General features: G+C 60.2%; 17 protein-coding genes and 1 pseudogene. 9 read left to right on the top strand and 9 right to left on the bottom strand.

Annotation, left to right across the window (positions count from 1 at the left end):
* Window positions 1–464: 464 nt before the first annotated feature.
* The 6 genes and pseudogenes from rluB to V7756_RS06370 form a co-directional block, all read right to left on the bottom strand.
* Window positions 465–1,328: pseudogene (rluB, locus tag V7756_RS06395) on the bottom strand (23S rRNA pseudouridine(2605) synthase RluB); the annotation flags it as partial.
* 83 nt (window positions 1,329–1,411) lie between these two features.
* Window positions 1,412–2,218, bottom strand: a complete 807-nt coding sequence (gene scpB / locus V7756_RS06390) for an SMC-Scp complex subunit ScpB (RefSeq protein WP_442908962.1) — start codon at window positions 2,216–2,218, stop codon at window positions 1,412–1,414.
* A complete protein-coding gene (locus V7756_RS06385; RefSeq protein WP_442908965.1) occupies window positions 2,193–3,029 on the bottom strand; it encodes a segregation and condensation protein A in 837 nt (278 codons plus the stop codon). The genes scpB and V7756_RS06385 overlap by 26 nt, the downstream gene beginning before the upstream one ends.
* Before the next feature lie 54 nt (window positions 3,030–3,083).
* Window positions 3,084–4,301 (bottom strand): tryptophan--tRNA ligase, encoded by a 1,218-nt coding sequence (locus tag V7756_RS06380; protein ID WP_335609306.1) that lies wholly within the window; start codon window positions 4,299–4,301, stop codon window positions 3,084–3,086.
* A gap of 84 nt (window positions 4,302–4,385) precedes the next feature.
* Complete coding sequence (locus tag V7756_RS06375) at window positions 4,386–5,033, bottom strand: L-threonylcarbamoyladenylate synthase (RefSeq protein WP_335609305.1); 648 nt, start codon at window positions 5,031–5,033, stop codon at window positions 4,386–4,388.
* A 68-nt stretch (window positions 5,034–5,101) separates the two neighbouring features.
* Entirely contained in the window at window positions 5,102–5,956 is an 855-nt protein-coding gene (locus V7756_RS06370; RefSeq protein ID WP_335609304.1) for a PHP domain-containing protein, read from the bottom strand.
* Window positions 5,957–6,131: 175 nt separating this feature from the next.
* On the opposite strand from V7756_RS06370, the gene V7756_RS06365 reads away from it, so the two are divergent.
* The 5 genes from V7756_RS06365 to V7756_RS06345 all read left to right on the top strand — a co-directional run bounded on the left by V7756_RS06365 (window position 6,132) and on the right by V7756_RS06345 (window position 9,386).
* Entirely contained in the window at window positions 6,132–6,434 is a 303-nt protein-coding gene (locus V7756_RS06365; RefSeq protein WP_335609303.1) for a YciI family protein, read from the top strand.
* Between the two features lie 16 nt (window positions 6,435–6,450).
* On the top strand, window positions 6,451–6,888 hold the full coding sequence (locus V7756_RS06360) for a hypothetical protein (RefSeq protein ID WP_335609302.1): 438 nt from the start codon (window positions 6,451–6,453) through the stop codon (window positions 6,886–6,888).
* Window positions 6,876–7,568 carry a response regulator transcription factor gene (locus V7756_RS06355; protein ID WP_335609301.1) on the top strand — a complete coding sequence of 231 codons (693 nt, stop codon included), beginning with the start codon at window positions 6,876–6,878 and terminating at the stop codon, window positions 7,566–7,568. Before V7756_RS06360 ends, V7756_RS06355 begins: the two co-directional genes overlap by 13 nt.
* 135 nt (window positions 7,569–7,703) lie before the next feature.
* Window positions 7,704–8,057 (top strand): Spy/CpxP family protein refolding chaperone, encoded by a 354-nt coding sequence (locus V7756_RS06350; protein ID WP_335609300.1) that lies wholly within the window; start codon window positions 7,704–7,706, stop codon window positions 8,055–8,057.
* 18 nt (window positions 8,058–8,075) lie between these two features.
* Window positions 8,076–9,386: a HAMP domain-containing sensor histidine kinase gene (locus V7756_RS06345; RefSeq protein WP_335609299.1), complete on the top strand. Its 1,311-nt coding sequence runs from the start codon at window positions 8,076–8,078 to the stop codon at window positions 9,384–9,386.
* On the opposite strand, the gene V7756_RS06340 is transcribed toward V7756_RS06345, so the two are convergent.
* Window positions 9,383–9,943: a nitroreductase family protein gene (locus tag V7756_RS06340; RefSeq protein WP_335609298.1), complete on the bottom strand. Its 561-nt coding sequence runs from the start codon at window positions 9,941–9,943 to the stop codon at window positions 9,383–9,385. The genes V7756_RS06345 and V7756_RS06340 overlap by 4 nt on opposite strands.
* Before the next feature lie 5 nt (window positions 9,944–9,948).
* Window positions 9,949–10,989 carry an AraC family transcriptional regulator gene (locus tag V7756_RS06335; RefSeq protein ID WP_335609297.1) on the bottom strand — a complete coding sequence of 347 codons (1,041 nt, stop codon included), beginning with the start codon at window positions 10,987–10,989 and terminating at the stop codon, window positions 9,949–9,951.
* A 390-nt stretch (window positions 10,990–11,379) separates the two neighbouring features.
* Here V7756_RS06335 and V7756_RS06330 point away from each other — a divergent pair, with 390 nt between their 5' ends.
* The 3 genes from V7756_RS06330 (at window position 11,380) to V7756_RS06320 (ending at window position 13,921) form a co-directional block, all read left to right on the top strand.
* Entirely contained in the window at window positions 11,380–11,709 is a 330-nt protein-coding gene (locus V7756_RS06330; RefSeq protein ID WP_335609296.1) for a DUF962 domain-containing protein, read from the top strand.
* Window positions 11,710–11,826: 117 nt separating this feature from the next.
* Complete coding sequence (locus V7756_RS06325; protein ID WP_335609295.1) at window positions 11,827–12,402, top strand: HD domain-containing protein; 576 nt, start codon at window positions 11,827–11,829, stop codon at window positions 12,400–12,402.
* Between the two features lie 139 nt (window positions 12,403–12,541).
* Window positions 12,542–13,921, top strand: a complete 1,380-nt coding sequence (locus V7756_RS06320) for an adenylate/guanylate cyclase domain-containing protein (RefSeq protein ID WP_335609294.1) — start codon at window positions 12,542–12,544, stop codon at window positions 13,919–13,921.
* Between the two features lie 172 nt (window positions 13,922–14,093).
* Here V7756_RS06320 and V7756_RS06315 read toward each other — a convergent pair whose 3' ends face one another.
* Window positions 14,094–14,915 carry a UDP-2,3-diacylglucosamine diphosphatase gene (locus V7756_RS06315; RefSeq protein WP_335609293.1) on the bottom strand — a complete coding sequence of 274 codons (822 nt, stop codon included), beginning with the start codon at window positions 14,913–14,915 and terminating at the stop codon, window positions 14,094–14,096.
* A gap of 175 nt (window positions 14,916–15,090) precedes the next feature.
* On the opposite strand from V7756_RS06315, the gene V7756_RS06310 reads away from it, so the two are divergent.
* Entirely contained in the window at window positions 15,091–17,268 is a 2,178-nt protein-coding gene (locus V7756_RS06310) for a patatin-like phospholipase family protein (protein ID WP_335609292.1), read from the top strand.
* The last annotated feature ends 42 nt before the right edge of the window (window positions 17,269–17,310 follow it).

The following is a 17,310-nucleotide window of genomic DNA, read 5'->3' as shown; positions in this document are numbered from 1 at the left end:
GGCGGTGATCAGGCCCTGTTTGGTGCCTTCGATGGTCAGATACGCGGGTGTTGGCATGCTGCTCTCCTTGCTTGAAATAGGGTTGCCGGAGGATCCGGCTGGCCAATAACAACCAAGAGCTGTGCCAATATAAAAAATTCCAATAAAGTCAGTCAGTTAGAAAGAAGGAGAAAAGACCGAGACAGCCTTGTGTGACATCGGTCACGGAAAGTTGCGCAAATTGTTGCGCACCACTGTGCAGGTTTTTGCGCACTGGGCTGCGGGCCGCGGATTGGCTGGGCTGTGGGAGTCTGGGAGGCGGTGAAAGACAGAAGCGCTGCGCAAGAAGTTGCCATTCAGTGCCAAATGCGGGGTTCACAAAACACAACGGCAGGGCCTGTTACAGGCCCTGCCGTTGCGTGAAAACCAGCAGCGGGTATCTAACTCTAACCAATGGCTTAACGGCCCTTGGGCACCTTGGTGCGTCGTGGCTGGCGTGCCTGATGCATGGAAGGCTTGCGCGCCAGACGCTTTTGCCGCTCTTTCTCGCTGGTCTTCATGGCCGGCAGCGCTATGGGCTCCAGGCCGACTTCCTGACTCAGGGCATCAAGTTCGTTCTGCTTCAGTTCGCGCCAGCGGCCAACCGGCAGCTCCGGGCCGAGGAATACCGGCCCGAAACGCACGCGCTTGAGGCGGTTGACGCGCAAACCCTGGGATTCCCAAAGGCGGCGCACTTCGCGGTTACGCCCTTCCAGCAGGCAGACGTGGAACCAGCGGTTGATGCCTTCGCCACCGGAGGCAACCACGTCGGTGAACTTGGCCGGGCCATCATCGAGCATCACACCCTCTTTCAGGCGTTCGATCATTTCGTCTTCTACCTCGCCCATCACCCGCACCGCGTATTCACGGTCCATCTGATAGGAGGGGTGCATCAGGCGATTGGCCAGTTCGCCATCGGTGGTGAACAGCAGCAGGCCTGTGGTGTTGATATCCAGCCGGCCTACATTGATCCAGCGGCCCTGCTTCAGGCGCGGCAGGCGGTCGAATACGGTCGGGCGCCCTTCCGGATCATCACGGGTACAGACTTCACCTTCAGGCTTGTTGTAGAGCATGACGCGGCGCACCACTTCAGTGTTGAGGTCACGCTTGAGGGGGCGACCATCAACGCTGATCTGATCCAGACTATCGACCCGGCAACCCAGCTCGGCTACGTTGCCATTGACGCTGACGCGACCGGCAGAAATCCAGCCTTCGACCTCGCGACGCGAACCCAAGCCCATACGGGCAAGGACTTTCTGCAGTTTTTCGCCAGCGGCGGGAATGGAGGGGGATTCGGTTACATCAGTCATAGGGGCACCTCCCGGTGTAGGGAATAACAATTATTAAAGCTCAAGGCCGCGCAGAATAGCACCCGCAGGCGGCGCCAGCCAGCTCACTCGTCCGAAGTATCGTCTTCGTCGTCTGGGTCCCGATCCGCGGAACGCACCGGCATGTCCGAGACCGGCATGTCCGAAACCGGCATGTCATCAAAATCACTCTTGAGGTTGGCTTCCATCGCGTTAAGTTCATCCAGCAGATGATGGAAGCCACTCTCGCCCTGCCCCGGCTCGAGCGGTTTGAGCGGCTCGACCGGCATCCAGGGCGTTTGCTCGTCGTCTGCCGCGTCTACGCCTTCGTCATGCAGCGACAGCTGCGGCTCCAGATCATCCAGCTGCCGAATGGCGGCCAGCGGCGGCAGCTCATTCAGGCTGCGCAAATTGAAGTAGTCCAGAAATTGCCGCGTGGTGGCGTACATGGCCGGGCGGCCAGGTACGTCACGGTGCCCCACTACCCGCACCCATTCGCGCTCAAGCAAGGTTTTTACCGTCTGGCTGCTGACCGCCACACCGCGAATATCTTCGATTTCGCCCCGCGTAATGGGCTGGCGATAGGCAACCAGCGCCAGGGTTTCCAGCAACGCGCGCGAGTAACGCTGCGGACGCTCTTCCCATAGCCGGCTGACCCAGGGGGTGTAGTCTTCACGCACCTGAAAGCGCCAGCCACTGGCGACTTCCTGCAATTGAATGGCGCGTTTGGCGTAGTGCTTGTCGAGCTTGCCCAGGGCCTTGCGCAAGTCCTCATTGCCCGGCTGCTGGCATTCGTCAAACAGCTCGCGCATCCGGTCCAGCGACAGCGGCTTGCCGGCCGCCAGCAGCGCGGCCTCGAGAATGTATTCAATCAGTGGTTGACTCATCCTCACCTCTCGCCTTGATGTGAATAGGTGCATAGGCTTCGCTCTGCACCAGATCAACCAGCTGTTCCTTGACCAATTCAAGCACCGCCATGAAGGTTACTACCACGCCCAGCTTGCCCTCACTGACGCTGAACAGACTGACGAAGGGGACAAAATGGCCGGCGCGCAACTGGTCCAGCACCTGGGCCATGCGCTCGCGGGTCGACAATGCCTCGCGCGTCACCTGATGGCTCTCGAACATGTCGGCCCGGCGCAGCACTTCCGATAGCGCCAGCAGCATTTCTTGCATATCCACTTCCGGATGCGGTTTGCGCGAGGGGTATTCCGGCACCTCGGCCTGGGCCAGCTGATAATCGCGACCCTCACGCGAGAGACTGTCGATATCCTCGGCGGCTTTCTTGAACCGCTCGTATTCCTGCAGACGGCGAATCAGCTCGGCACGCGGGTCGTGCTCTTCGTCCTCGGCGAGCTCGGGGCGCGGCAACAGCAGGCGGGATTTGATCTCGGCCAGCATGGCGGCCATCACCAGATACTCGGCAGCCAGCTCCAGCCGCACCACCTTCATCAACTCGACATAGCCCATGTACTGGCGGGTAATTTCCGCGACCGGGATATCCAGAATATCGATGTTCTGTTTGCGAATAAGGTAAAGCAACAGGTCAAGCGGACCTTCAAAGGCTTCGAGAAAGACCTCGAGCGCTTCGGGCGGAATGTAAAGGTCCTGGGGCATCTCCGTGTATTTCTGCCCGTAGACCATGGCAAAGGGCAGTTCCTGCTGGCCGCCGCCACCCAGCGCCAGGGGTTTGGCGGGGCGAATGGCGGATTCAGCCTCTGGGCCGACCGCTGCGTCCTGCGGCTGGTCAGCCATGCATCATTGCCGGTAGTGCAGGCCCATGGCCTGGCGCACTTCGATCAGGGTGTCGCGCGCCGCTTCGCGGGCTCGCTCGGTACCTTCATTGAGAATCAGGCGGACCGCATCGGGATTGGCTTCATATTCGCGCGCACGCTGCTGCATGGGCGCCAGCTCGCTGCTGATGGCATCGATAATGGGCTTCTTGCAGTCGATACAACCAATGCCGGCGCTGCGGCAGCCTTCCTGTACCCAATCGTGGGTGGCTTTATCGGTATACACCTGATGCAGCTGATACACCGGGCACTTGTCGGGATTGCCGGGATCGGTACGGCGTACGCGGGCCGGGTCGGTCGGCATGCGGCGAACCTTCTCCGACACTTCATCAGTGGTGTCGCGCAGAGTAATGGTGTTGCCGTAAGACTTGGACATCTTCTGGCCGTCCAGGCCCGGCATCTTGGAGTCCGGCGTCAGCAGCGCCTGGGGCTCGGGCAGGATCACCTTGCCGCCGCCTTCCAGATAACCGAACAACCGCTCCTTGTCGCCCAGGGTAATGTTCTGTTGTTCTTTCAGCAGCGCCCGCGCGGTTTCCAGCGCATCGGCGTCGCCCTGCTCCTGATACGCCTTGCGCAGGTTGTTGTAGAGCTTGGCGGCCTTCTTGCCCATCTTGTGCACGGCGGCCTCGGCCTTTTCTTCAAAGCCCGGCTCCTTGCCGTACAGATGGTTGAAGCGGCGGGCCACTTCGCGGGTGATTTCGACGTGCGCCACCTGGTCGGCACCAACCGGTACCTGGCCGGCACGGTAAATCAGGATGTCGGCACTTTGCAGCAGCGGATAGCCGAGAAAGCCATAAGTGGCGAGGTCTCTGTCCTTGAGCTTTTCCTGCTGATCCTTGTAGGTGGGTACACGCTCCAACCAACTGACCGGGGTCATCATCGACAGCAACAGGTGCAACTCGGCATGCTCGGGCACCTGCGACTGGATAAACAGGGTGGACGAATTACCACTGACGCCGGCGGCCAGCCAGTCGATCAACATGTCCCAGACGCTCTGTTCGATGTCCTGCGGATTCTCGTAGTGGGTGGTCAGCGCGTGCCAGTCGGCGGCGAAGAAGAAGCATTCGAACTCGTGCTGCAGCTTGACCCAATTTTTCAGCACGCCGTGATAATGACCCAGATGCAAACGCCCGGTGGGGCGCATGCCTGACAAAACCCGGCGCTGCGAATCAACAGAACTCAAGGGGAACTCCTGACAGTGATATGGCTGTGATGTGTGACCAGTGGGCGATTATACCGATATTGCCGGCCGCGTCAGCGTTCGCGCTCAGCCTTCGTGCAGCTCGCGGCGCGAGACGCCGAAAGGTTCGGGATCGCCCAGGCCTTCGCGCATCACATCCACCTCGCCATTGAGCAGGCTGATTACTGTGGTGGGCTCGATTGTACATGCGCCGCCGTCGATGATCAGATCCAGCTGTTTACCCAGCAGATCGCGAATGCGTTCAGGATCAGTCAGCGGCAGATTATCGCTGGGCAACATCAGGGTCACGCTCATCAGCGGTTCACCCAGTGCTTCCAGCAGATCCAGGGTGATCTGGTGATCGGGAATGCGCAGCCCCACGGTGCGCCGCTTGGGATGCAGCATCAGGCGCGGCACCTCGGTCGTGGCGTTGAGGATAAAGGTATAGGCGCCTGGCGTGTTGGCCTTGAGCAGGCGAAACATGCTGTTGTCTACCTTGGCATAGACCGCCAACTCGGACAGATCGCGGCAGACCAGGGTGAAGTTGTGCTTGTCGTCGAGCTGGCGCAGTCGTCGAATGCGCTCCAGGCCTTCCTTGTTACCCAGCCGGCAACCCAGCGCGTAGGCCGAGTCGGTCGGATAAGCCACCACCCCGCCCTGCAGGATGATGTCGGCGGCCTGACGTACCAGACGCGCCTGAGGGTTGGTGGGGTGCAGGTGAAAATACTGACTCATGGGTTACGGCTACTCTGTTCTGTTGGATGAAACTGCGCGTGATCGCGTCATTGTCTACAAGGATCAGTCTAGCTGCTGAACACGCGATCCTCCCACACCGGCTGACAGTCGGGCGGCAGCGCCGTCATCTTGCCCAGGCCAGTCCAGGGTGAGTCAGGCGTGTGAAAGTCACTGCCGCAGCTGGCCAGAAAGCCGAACTCGACGCATAGTTTGCCGAGGTAGGCGACCTGATCCACCGGCTGCTTGCCGTTGGCCACTTCTATGCCGCGACCGCCCGCTTCGGCAAACTCGCGCAACAGGGCGCGCAGTTTGCTGCGCGTCAGACCGTAGTGCCAGGGGTGCGCTACCACCGCCATGCCGCCGGCAGCGCGAATCTGCTGCACCACCTCCGGCAGCGTCGGCCAGTGCTGTTTGATATCCCCCAGCTTGCCGGCCCCCAACCACTTGCGAAAAGCCTCGCCACGGTCACTGACATGCCCGGCAGCGACCATCCAGTCGGCAAAATGCGGTCGCCCCGGTGGCTGATCCTGCGCGCCGCCAGCGGCCTGCTGCGCCGCAACCGCACCCTCATAGGCACCCGGCATACGCTTGGCAGCCAGACGTTTGCCAATCTGTTCGGCCCGCTGCCAGCGGCCATCGCGCACCCCGGCCAGTGCCTGCAGCATTACCGAGTTAGCGAGATCGAAACCGTACCCCAGAATATGCAGCGTATGGCCGTGCCACTGCGCCGACATCTCTACGCCACTGACCCAGCGCATACCCAGCGACTCGGCAGTGTCTGCCGCGGCAGCCAGACCATCAATACAATCGTGATCGGTCAGTGCAATCAACTCGACTCCGGCCGCGCTGGCCCGCCGCATCAACTCGGCGGGGTCCAGTGCACCATCTGAGGCGGTACTATGCATGTGCAGATCAGCTAACAAATGAATCTCCTTGCCGTGCGGCGCTTGACGCCATAGCGCGTGTTTCGCCTATTATGCTGGCTAAGCCTGCCCAATACCTAAACGGCAATGCTGCGGGCCGCTCCTCGGCCACCCGTTGGCTATCGATTGCAGCATGCCGACGCCCTGCAGACAACCTCAGTTCCAAGGAAGTGCAATGTTTTACGCCATCATGGCTACCGACAAGCCCGACAGCCTGAGCGCCCGCCTGGCCGCCCGTCCCGATCACCTCGCTCGCCTGCAAACCCTGCAGGATGCTGGCCGCCTGTTGCTGGCGGGCCCACATCCAGCCATTGACGCGGCCGATCCCGGCGATGCCGGCTTTAGCGGCAGCCTGGTTGTCGCCGAATTTGCGTCGCTGGAAGCGGCGCAGGTCTGGGCCGATGCCGACCCTTACATCGCTGCTGGCGTTTATCAGCAGGTCAAGGTAAAACCCTTCAAGCGTGTTTTCCCGGCTTAACCCAAGGATGCTCTTCATGTTCAGATGTCTCGCCGCTTCGGCCCTGCTGCTCAGTACAGCAATGGCTGCGGCTCCCGCAGTCGCCCAGCAAAGCACTGAGCAACCCGCGGCCGCCACCAGCGACGCCGTGCTCGCCACCCTTCCCGACGACCTCAACCAGCAACAGGACCTGGGCACCCTGCAAGCCGAACTGGCCAAGGTCGAGGCTGAGCGCCAGCGTCTGGCGGATCAATTGGCCGGGAGTGCCGAGAGCGAATCCTTTCGCCAGTTGCAGGAAGAAAACCAGCAACTGCGTAGCAGTAATCAGGCCGAGCGCATCAGCGCGCAGACCCTGCTGGTGCAACAGCGTCAGCGCTGGTTCCTGGTTGGCGGCCTTACCGTGGCCGTGAGCCTGCTACTGGGTTTCATGCTGGCTAAAGCCGGCCGACGCAAGCGCAACGAATGGCTGAACTGAAGCCCTATCCCGTCCTGATCATCGATGATGACCAGGAGCTCTGTGAGCTGCTTGGCGACTGGCTGGCGGTCGAAGGCTTTGTTCTGAGCGCCGCACACGATGGCCCCAGTGGCCTGACCGCCGCGACCCAGGGTGATTTTGCCGCCATCATCCTGGACGTCATGCTACCGGGTATGAACGGCCTGGAAATTCTCAAACAATTGCGCCAGAGCTGCCAGACACCCCTGCTGATGCTGAGCGCACGGGGTGAGCCGGTCGATCGCATTCTGGGCCTGGAACTGGGCGCAGACGACTATCTGGCCAAGCCTTGCGACCCGCGTGAGCTGGTAGCCCGCCTCAAGGCCCTGCTGCGCCGCAGCCAACCCGGCAGCCCCGACAACAACCAGTTGCAGGTGGGTAGCCTGCGGCTGGATTGCGACAGCCTGCTCAGTTGGCTGGACGACAAACCCTTGCAGTTGACCCATAGCGAGACGCTGATTCTACGCACACTCATGGAGCAACCAGGACAACTGGTCGATCGCCAGACGCTCTCGCGTATTGCGCTGGGCAAGGCGCTGGGCAGCTATGATCGCAGCCTCGACATGCATATCAGCAATCTGCGCCGTAAACTCGGCCCGCACCCGGAAGGCCATCCGCGTATTCAGTCGATCCGCGGGCGGGGTTACCTGTTCAGCCCCTAGGGTCAGTTGCCGCTTCGTTCGCCGCCGCTTCTTTACATAATCTTTACCCAGTCACGGCTACCGCTGACATAGCTATCTCTAGACTCTGTAGCCAATGACCGGATAAGCCGGCCAGATCGAAACCGGAGAATCACCATGAAAAAGATCCTACTCGCCACTACCCTGATCATCGCAACCGGCCTGTCCGGCGCGCTCTTTGCCGCCCCTGATGCAGCCGATCGCCCCGCTCGCGGCATGGAACGCATGGCCAAGGAGCTGTCTCTGACCGCCGAGCAGCAAGAGCAGATCGATCAGATTCGCGAAGAACAGCGCGCACAGATGAAAACCCTGCGCGAACAAGGCAAGGCTCGCTTTGATGAGGTCCTGACCGCCGAGCAGCGTGAAAAGATGCAGACTCTGCATGAAGAGCGTCGCGAGCGCATGGAAAATGGCCGCAGGCATCACGATGATCGCCCATGCGACAAGGCACCCCGCGACGCCGCGGAATAATTCAAGCGGAGCCACTGAATGCGACTGTTCTGGAAAGTCTTTGCCGTCCTCTGGCTTGCCACATTGCTGGTGGGGGGGTCAGGCTTTCTGGTCAGCCGCGCTCTGCAGCAGGATTGGTTGCTGCTGCAATTGCATCCACAGCTGCGCGATTTTGCCGCGCAGCTGACCAGTGAATACGAACAGCACGGCGCCCTCGCAGCCCAGGTATGGCTTGAGCAGCAGCGGCGTGAACATCGCCTGCGCGCCCAGCTTTTTGACGCCGAAGGTCATAGCCTGGTGCCCGGCACCATGCCGGGGCCGCCGCGTTTTACCTCACCTCCCAACCCCTCCGAACGACGCAATACCCCGCCCCCGCGCGGGAGGTTATTGCAGCTGAGTTGGCAAACAGAACTGCAGGACTATCTGCTGACTGTCCACATAGCCGATCCTGGCGAACAGCGCACGCCGGTGGGCTTTGTACTCAATATTGCCCTGGGAATGGGCGTTCTGGCCCTGCTCAGCCTGCTGCTCAGCCGCTATCTGACCGCGCCACTGCGACACCTGGGGGCGGCAGCGCAATCTCTGGGACGCGGGCGCTTTGAGGGCAGTGCGTTACGCCCCATCAATCAGCGCCGCGACGAGATTGGCGAACTGTCCCGCCAGTTTGGCCAGATGGCCGAACAGGTACAAAGCCTGCTCGACAGCCAGCAGCAGCTGATGCGCGATATTTCGCACGAACTGCGCTCACCGCTGGCGCGATTACGCGTGGGCCTGGCACTGGCCGGTCAGCGCGAGCTGGCCAGTGACGTGAGCCTCTGGCAACGCCTGGACCACGAATGTGACCGCCTGGATCGCCTGATTGATGCCATTCTGACGCTCAGCCGACTCGACAGCCAGGCCGAACCCGCCCAGACCTTTGCGCTCGATCCGCTGTTACTGCAGGTGGTAGAAGATGCGCAGTTCGCCGCACCTGACCTTGATATAAACCTGGATGGCAGCAGTCATTTGCAGCTTGAAGGCTGGCCGGACCAACTGGCCAGTGCCTTTGACAATCTGCTGCGCAACGCGCAGCGTTTCAGCCCGGAAGCAGGCAAGATCGACCTGATCGTACGGCAGGTGGGCAATTACTGGGAGATCAGTATCGAGGACCAGGGCCCCGGGGTCCCGCCGGAGTGGCTGGCCAAGCTCAGCGAACCCTTCGTGCGTCTGCCGGGACAGCCAGCAGATACTGGATACGGCCTTGGCCTGACCATCGCAGCCCGCGCCATAGCCAGGCACAACGGCAAACTGAGTTTCACCTGCGGCGACGGCGGCGGCCTGCGAGCAATGGTAAAACTGCCCCTGCGCTAAGCGGGCCAGCGCTGAAAGAAGTTCTCGGCTGCCAGTTGCGGTACCTGTTTGCGTTCACCCGCAGGTTGGCCCACATAGAGAAACGCGATGATCTGCTCGCTGTCGGACAGCCCCAGACCCCGCTTCACCAGCGGATGATAGGCCAGCGCACCGGTGCGCCATACCGCGCCCAAGCCCATCGCATGAGCCGCGACCAGCATATTGCCAACCGCCACGCCACAGGCCAGGTCCTGCTCGATCAGGGGCACCTTGGGGTGCTCCTGATGGCAACTGATGGCCACAATCAGCAGGGGCGCCCGCAACGGCAAGCCCTGAAAGCGCGCCAGGGTGTCAGCTGACAGGTCTGGCGTATCGGCCAGCGCGGCACGACCGAAGAGCTCGCCCAAGGCTTCCAGCCCATCATCCTGCATGACAAGAAAACGCCAGGGCCGCAAATAGGCGTGATCGGGCGCCCGCAGGGCTGCCTGAAACATTGCCTGCTGCTGCTCCGCCGTAGGCGCGGGGCCAGTCAGGCGCGGCACTGATACTCGATGATGCAAGGCGCTGAGCGCGTCCATGGATACTACTCCTCCGAGGTGCTTTGCTGCTCACTCTGCAGAACCTGCTCACGATACTGACCCGGCGGCAGACCAAACCAGCGTTTGAAGGCGCGAAAGAAGTTGCTGGGGTCGGCAAAACCAAGCATGCAGGCGATTTCAAACAGCGTGAGCTGCGGTTGACCCAGGTATTGCAATGCCAGTTCCCGTCGGGTTTTTTCCAGCAGTTGCTGGAAACTGATGCCTTCTTCCTGCAGGCGCCGCTGCAAGGTGCGGGTACTGACCTTCATCGCGTTGGCCACCGCCTGGCGCTTGGGCTCGCCCTGTGGCAACAGGCGACACAATACCTGCCGCGCCTGGTGGGTAACCGGATCTGCCTCGAAGCGCGCCAGGTAATCACCGGCAAAACGATCATGCAACTGCGCCAGCATGTCGTTGGCCGAGGCCAGTGGCATCTCCATTACCTCACGTGATAGATGAAGGCTGTGGGTATCTGCGCCGAAGGACAGAGGACAATCGAAAAGCTCGGCATAAGGACCCGGGTCTGTGGGCGCCGGCATGGCGAAGGTCGCCTTCAAGGGTCGTATATGGCGTGCGGTCATCCAGCGGCAGAACGCCAGAGCATAGGCCATCGCGGCATCGTGGCTTTGCAGTGGGGCAGGCAGGCGGTCGCCGTGAATGGCAAAGGTGATGCGGTAGTAGTCGGGCCCAACGTTCAATGCCAGATCCGCGGCTTCGGCAAGAATCCGTTGATAGCGAATTACCCGGCCAAAACCCTCCAGCAGTGTGCGGCTGGACATCATCGCATAGCCCACCACGCTGAAATGCCCTGGCCGCAGCGTTTGCGCCATGCTCAGACCGATGGCCGGATCGCCGGTAATCTCCACCGCACGGCGCCAAAGACGCGTCATCTGGTCCTGCGCAATGCGCCCATCGGGATCAGCCAGCACTGCCTCATCCACACCCAGTTCAGCAAACAGCTCGGCAGCATCAACGCCTTCGCCATCAAGCGCCAGTACTATGGCCCTGGCCCAGCCAGCAGAGGTAGTCCTTTCAGCGTGCTCCATGATATCTCGCAGCAGGGTTGTCTGAGGTCCCGTCTCAATAAGTCCATTCAAGAGCGCTGCGCCATTTGGCGCGAGGTGGCACAAGGGTGGCGCCCAGTGCTCCGCCTTTGCCTTGCGCAGTACTCTGGCTGGGCAGCAAACACCCGACCGTAGCTTGAACCTGTTGTCGAGACGGCACACCAGTTGGTAGCGCAACCGTTGTTATTGGGGGTCAGATCATAGAACAAAGTGGCTACCAAGATAAAATCGCAGCATGCAGATAGTATTCTGGCGCGCCAAGCCATGGTCGAATAATGGCCATCAACTATAGTGAAAAAAGCGGCCCATGAGGCACCACGGCTGCGGGCGCTTGCAGCATCACCCCCTATTTGCGCATTTTCAGGAGGCCCCATGTCTGATCATACCCAGGATACGACAGTGCCCCGGTTCAACAGCTTCAGCGAGTTCTACCCCTACTATCTGAGCGAACATCAAGACGACAGCTGTCGCCGGCTACACTACATCGGCAGCTCACTGGTACTGCTGATCATCGCCTGCGCCCTGCTCAGTCAGAGCTGGTGGTGGCTGCTGGCCGTGCCGCTGGCCGGTTACGGTTTCGCCTGGGTTGGCCATTTCTTTTTTGAACACAACAAGCCAGCCACCTTTACTTACCCCTTTTACAGCCTGGCGGGCGATTGGGTAATGCTGCGTGACGCACTGACCGGGCGCATCCGCTTCTGAGTTCGCCACCTCTCGCTGGGTTGACTGTCAGCAATGCGACAGTCAAAGGCTGCAGCGCACACTAAGATGCATGCACAGCCTGATAAAAACATACAACAGCACAAGAGGAGATCAGCCATGGGTGAGCAACGTGCCCAGTTTCGCGCCATGCAGGAAGGCACCGCAGAAGATTGGGGCATCATTGCCGATCACTACCGGCCTTTCGCCAAGGAACTGCCAGATCGCATCATGGCCCACCTGATGCTGCTTGACGGCGATTTCGGCGGCTTTCCGATCGATCGTCTGCAGCACTCGCTGCAAACCGCCACTCGCGCCCATCGCGATGGTCGTGATGAAGAATACGTCGTCTGCGCGCTGCTGCACGACATTGGCGACACCCTGGGCAGCTACAATCATCCGGATGTGGCCGCGGCGATCCTGAAGCCCTTCGTCAGCGAAGAAAACCTGTGGATGGTCGAAAAACACGGCATTTTCCAGGGTTACTACTTCTTCCATCATCTGGGCATGGATCGTCACCTGCGCGACCAGTTCAAGGATCACCCGCTGTATCAACATACCGCCGAATTCTGCGCCAAGTACGACGCGCCGGCCTTCGATGCGGATTATCAAACCGAGCCGCTGGCGTTTTTCGAGCCCATGCTGCGCAACGTATTCGCCAAACCGCGCCGCTCGGTCTACAAAAACATGGATTGAGGCTGTTTGTCGGGCCGCCGGGCGGGTCGCCTTGGGTGTTTCCCCCGGACGCCTAGTCATATTATGATCGGTCAGCGAGATGATCTGACTGGCGTTCGCCAGCATCGCATCTCCCCAGGGCTCTGGAAACTGACCGATCATGACCGTACAAAGCCGTATCAAACCCGTCAGACCGCCATTGGAAGGTTACTATTCCAGGGTAATAGCCTACCTGTGCGTTGCCGTGACCTTCGCTGCCCTGCTGGTGGAAAACGGTCATACGGTCACGGCTCTGAGCACCATCCTTTATGCCCTGGCCTACCCGCAACTGGCGCAACATTTGCCGCAGTGGCTGCTGAACAACAAGCAGGTCCCGCGTCGGCTGATTTTATTGGCGCTCGACGCCGTGCATACCGGTGTCTTTGTCGCGTTGCTGGGCTTCAATTATGTACCCAGCCTGGTGTTCATCCTGCTTATCGGTTTCTCCTGCCTGATTGCGGGCGGGCCACTTTACCTGTTGGTCGGCTGGCTGCTGACGCTCGCCGGCACCCTTCTGGGCGCAGCGGCCTTCACCCCCGAGGTGAATCTGCTCAGCTCGGTGCTGGTGTCGGTTACCAGCCTGACCAGCGGCGGGCTGTTCATTCTGATTACCGCTGCCTTTGTGCATCGCCAGGGGCGTAACTTGGAGTCGGCGCAGGCGTTGATCAGTGCCGAGCAGGAAAAGACCGCCAAGATGGCTGCCAACCTGTCCAAGTATCTTTCCCCCCAGGTATGGGAATCGATTTTTTCCGGCAAACGTACCGTCAAGCTGGAAACCCGGCGCAAGAAACTGACGGTCTTCTTCTCCGACATCCGCGGCTTCACCGAGCTGGCGGAGGAGCTGGAAGCCGAAGCCCTGACCGATCTGTTGAACAGCTATCTGACGGAAATGTCGCGCATCGCCCTGCAGTACGGCGGCACAATCGACAAGTTCATCGGCGACTGCGTCATGGTGTTTTTTGGCGATCCCAAGAGCAGCGGCGCCAAACAGGATGCAGAGGCAGCCGTCTCAATGGCCATCGCCATGCGCAAACACATGAAGGTGCTGCGCCAGCAATGGCGCAGCCGCGGCATCACCAAGCCGCTGGAAATTCGCATGGGGCTGAGTACCGGTTACTGCACCGTGGGTAATTTTGGCGCCGCCACACGCATGGACTACACCATCATCGGCCGCGAGGTGAACCTGGCCAGCCGACTCGAGAGCGCCGCTGACGCCGGTGAGATTCTCATTTCCCACGAGACCTACTCGCTGATCAAGGACATCATCATGTGCCGTGACAAGGGCCAGATCAGCGTCAAGGGCTTTGCTCGTCCGGTACAGATCTATCAGGTTGTAGGCCTGCGCCGCGAGCTGGGCATTGCGCCGACCTTTGTCGAGCACGAGCTGTCGGGTTTCTCCATGTACCTGGATACCAACAGCATTCGTAACTACGACAAGGACGCCATAGTCCAGGCGCTGGAACAGGCGGCGCGCAAGCTGAAGGACAAGGTCATCGTCTAGGCCCCCCAAGCGCCGGTGCCTGGGTTCAATTACCGCCTTGCGCGAGCTCGGATCCCTCCCTCTGCGGCTGACCTTCTCACATCGAAGAGCTGCAAACATAGGACTCATCCATCCCAGGGGAAACCGGTGTCATAGGCGATATCAGCACTGCTTTTTGCGATGGCTTGGGCGCTCAGGCCGCGACGCGATTTCCCAGCTCGGTCACTTCGCCAGCCAGCACTGGCGCTGCAGCATCATCCCAGCGGTAAAGCTCGATACGTCCGTCGGGGTGCTCGATCAGCGCGGTACAGGACTCTACCCAATCGCCGCAATTGTGGTATTCGATGCCATTGACGTCGCGTATCTCGGCGTGATGTATATGCCCGCAGACCACGCCATCGTAACCACGCTTGACGCACTCATGGGCAATGCCGTCTTCAAAGTCACTGATGAAGTTGACCGCTTTCTTCACTCGCTGCTTGAGGTAGGCCGACAATGACCAGTAGCCGTAACCGAAACGGCTACGCCAGTGGTTGTACCAACGGTTGAGTACCAGGCTGAACTCATAGGCGTGATCGCCCAGGAAGGCCAGCCAGCGGTGGCAGCGAGTAATCACATCGAACTGGTCACCGTGGATGACCAGCAGTTTGCGCCCGTCGGCAGTGGTATGGACCGCCTCATCCACCAGCTCGATATTACCCAGCTGCAGCGTCGAATATCGGCGCAGAAACTCATCGTGGTTGCCGGTAGCGTAGGTGACCCGCGTGCCGCGCTTGCTCATGGTCAGCACCCGACGCACCACGTTGGTATGCGCCTGGGGCCAGTAGATTCCCTTGCGCAGACGCCAGCCATCGATGATATCGCCAACCAGATAAAGATGGTCGCAATCGTAGGATTTGAGGAAGGTAGCGAGCTTTTCTGCCTGACAGCCCCGGGTGCCCAGGTGCAGGTCCGAGATCCACAAGGTTTTCACCCGCTGTTTTTTCTCTATTGGCAACGACACTGCTGTGTTCATGCGCCCATCTCCTTTGGAAGATGCTGTCAGGCTACGCAGGCGAGGTGAACCCTTTGTGACAACCCGATGTAAACTGAATGACAGCCAAAGGCAGCGACGCCGTGGCCGCACAATCACTGCCCTTCGTATACAATGTCGGCTTTTCCCAACATCCTCTGTTGTCTGGAAGCCAAGCATGTTGAAACGGGCTTTATTGCTGCTGTTGCTTACCCTCTCCGGCTGGAGCTGTGCCGAACCCTTGCGCACTGGCCTGGTGCTTTCGGGGGGAGGAGCCCGCGGGCTGGCGCATATCGGCGTGTTGAAGCAGCTGGAAGAAATGAATATTCCCATCGACGCCATCGCCGGTACCAGCATGGGCGCGGTTATCGGCGGTTTGTACGCAGCAGGCTACAGCGCCGAAGAGCTGGAAAAAATAGCCGTGGAGCTCGACTGGCAGAATGCCCTGGCCGACGCGCCGCTGCGCGAAGACATACCCTTTCGGCGCAAGCAGGACGACCGCGATTTTCTGGTCAAGCAGCGATTGAGCTTTGATCACGGCAAGCTGAGCTTTCCCCTTGGGCTGCTGCAGGGGCAAAACCTGGGTCTGCAGCTTGAAAGCCTGCTGGTGCACACCAATGAGATTGACGATTTCGATAAGCTGCCCATTCCGTTTCGCGCGGTGGCCACTGATATCGCCACCGGCGAAGCAGTCATCTTTGATCATGGGCATCTGCCGCTGGCAATCCGCGCCAGCCTAGCGCTCCCCGGTTTCTTCGCGCCGGTCGAAGTGGAGGGTCGCTTGCTGGTAGATGGCGTATTGTCCAAGAACTTGCCTATCGATGTAGCGCGCGCGATGGGAGTAGACCGCGTCATAGTGGTGGATATCGGTACGCCGCTGAAGAGTGCGGGCGAGCTGAATAGCGTGCTCGACATCATGGACCAGACCACCACCTTGCTAACCCGTGTGAATTCCGAAAAACAACTGGCTACGTTGAGCCAGCACGATCTGCTGCTGCAACCGCAGCTGGGCGACATGGGCTTCAACAGCTTTGAACAGATTGCCGAAGCCATAGACGCGGGTGCGACCGCCCTGCGTGCGTCGCATCAGGCACTATCGTTCGTCAATCCGGCCGCGCAAACTACCGGTGGCAACCTGGCCAGTGCCCGGCCACAACGCCAGGCGGTTATCGACGCCATCGAGGTCGACAACAGCGGCAAGGTAGCCGATGAAGTGGTGCTCGGCATGATTCGCCAGCCGGTTGGCGAGCCGCTGAACCTGGAGCGTTTGCAGACCGATATGGGCACCATCTACGGCACCGATTATTTCAGCCGGGTTACCTATGAGGTGGTGCACGAAGACGGTCGCAACACCCTGCTGATCCACACCGCAGGACGACGTACCGGCACCGACTACTTACGCCTGGGTCTTAATCTGGTCGACGATTTTGAGGGTGGCAGTCAGTACAACATAGGCGCCAGCTTCCGGGTCAATGGCCTGAACCCGCTAGGCGCAGAATGGCTGACCCGCGCGCAGATCGGCTCTCATCAGATCCTCTACTCCGAGTTTTACCAACCGCTGGACTACGGTTCGCGCTACTTCATTGCGCCTTTCATCGATGGCGAGGCCGTGAACGTAGAGGTTCTGCAGGATGATGAACCTGTAGTGGACTATCGTCAGCAGCGCTACGGCACCGGCATCAACCTGGGCAGACAGATTGCCAATACCGGCGAAGTGCGCTTTGGCTTTTCACGCTACTGGGGTGAGTCGAAGGTGCGCGTGGGCGACCCCAACCTGCCCAGCATCAGCTTCGAAGAAGCCTTCTACGGCGTAGAGTTCAACCGCGACACACTGGATAACGTCAACTTCCCGCGTTCCGGCGAGGAAGCGCAGATTGCCTGGCGTCAGTCCGAGCCGGATCTGGGTGCCGATGATCGTTACCAGCAACTGGAGATCAAGGTCAACAAGGCCTTTGGCATAGGCCTCAACAGCATGCAGCTAGGTGCCTTCATGGGCCGCACCGAAAGCGATGTAAACGTGGCGCAAAGCAGTTTCATCCTAGGCGGCCCGGGCTGGTTCTCCGGTTTCCGGCAGGACGGTCTGGCTGGGCAGAATTATGAGCTGGGGCGCGTGGTCTATTATCGCCGACTCAACCCCAGCTACTTTGACCTGCTGAGCCTGCCGTTGTATCTGGGCACCAGTCTGGAGTACGGCCGGGTTTACAACCGCGGCGATGATGAATTTGACACCGGCTACTTTGCTGCAGGCAGTCTGCTGCTGGGGATGGATACCTTCCTGGGGCCACTGTTCTTTGGTCTGGGCGCCAACGAAGAAGGCCAGGAAGCGCTGTATATGAAGCTCGGCCAGACGTTCTAAGGCAGCCCATGTCACTGGGTGCCGTTCGCGCCACTCTGAACA

Source organism: Halopseudomonas sp. (assembly GCF_036961105.1).
GTDB lineage: Bacteria > Pseudomonadota > Gammaproteobacteria > Pseudomonadales > Pseudomonadaceae > Halopseudomonas.
This window is presented reverse-complemented; position numbering and strand designations above follow the sequence as displayed.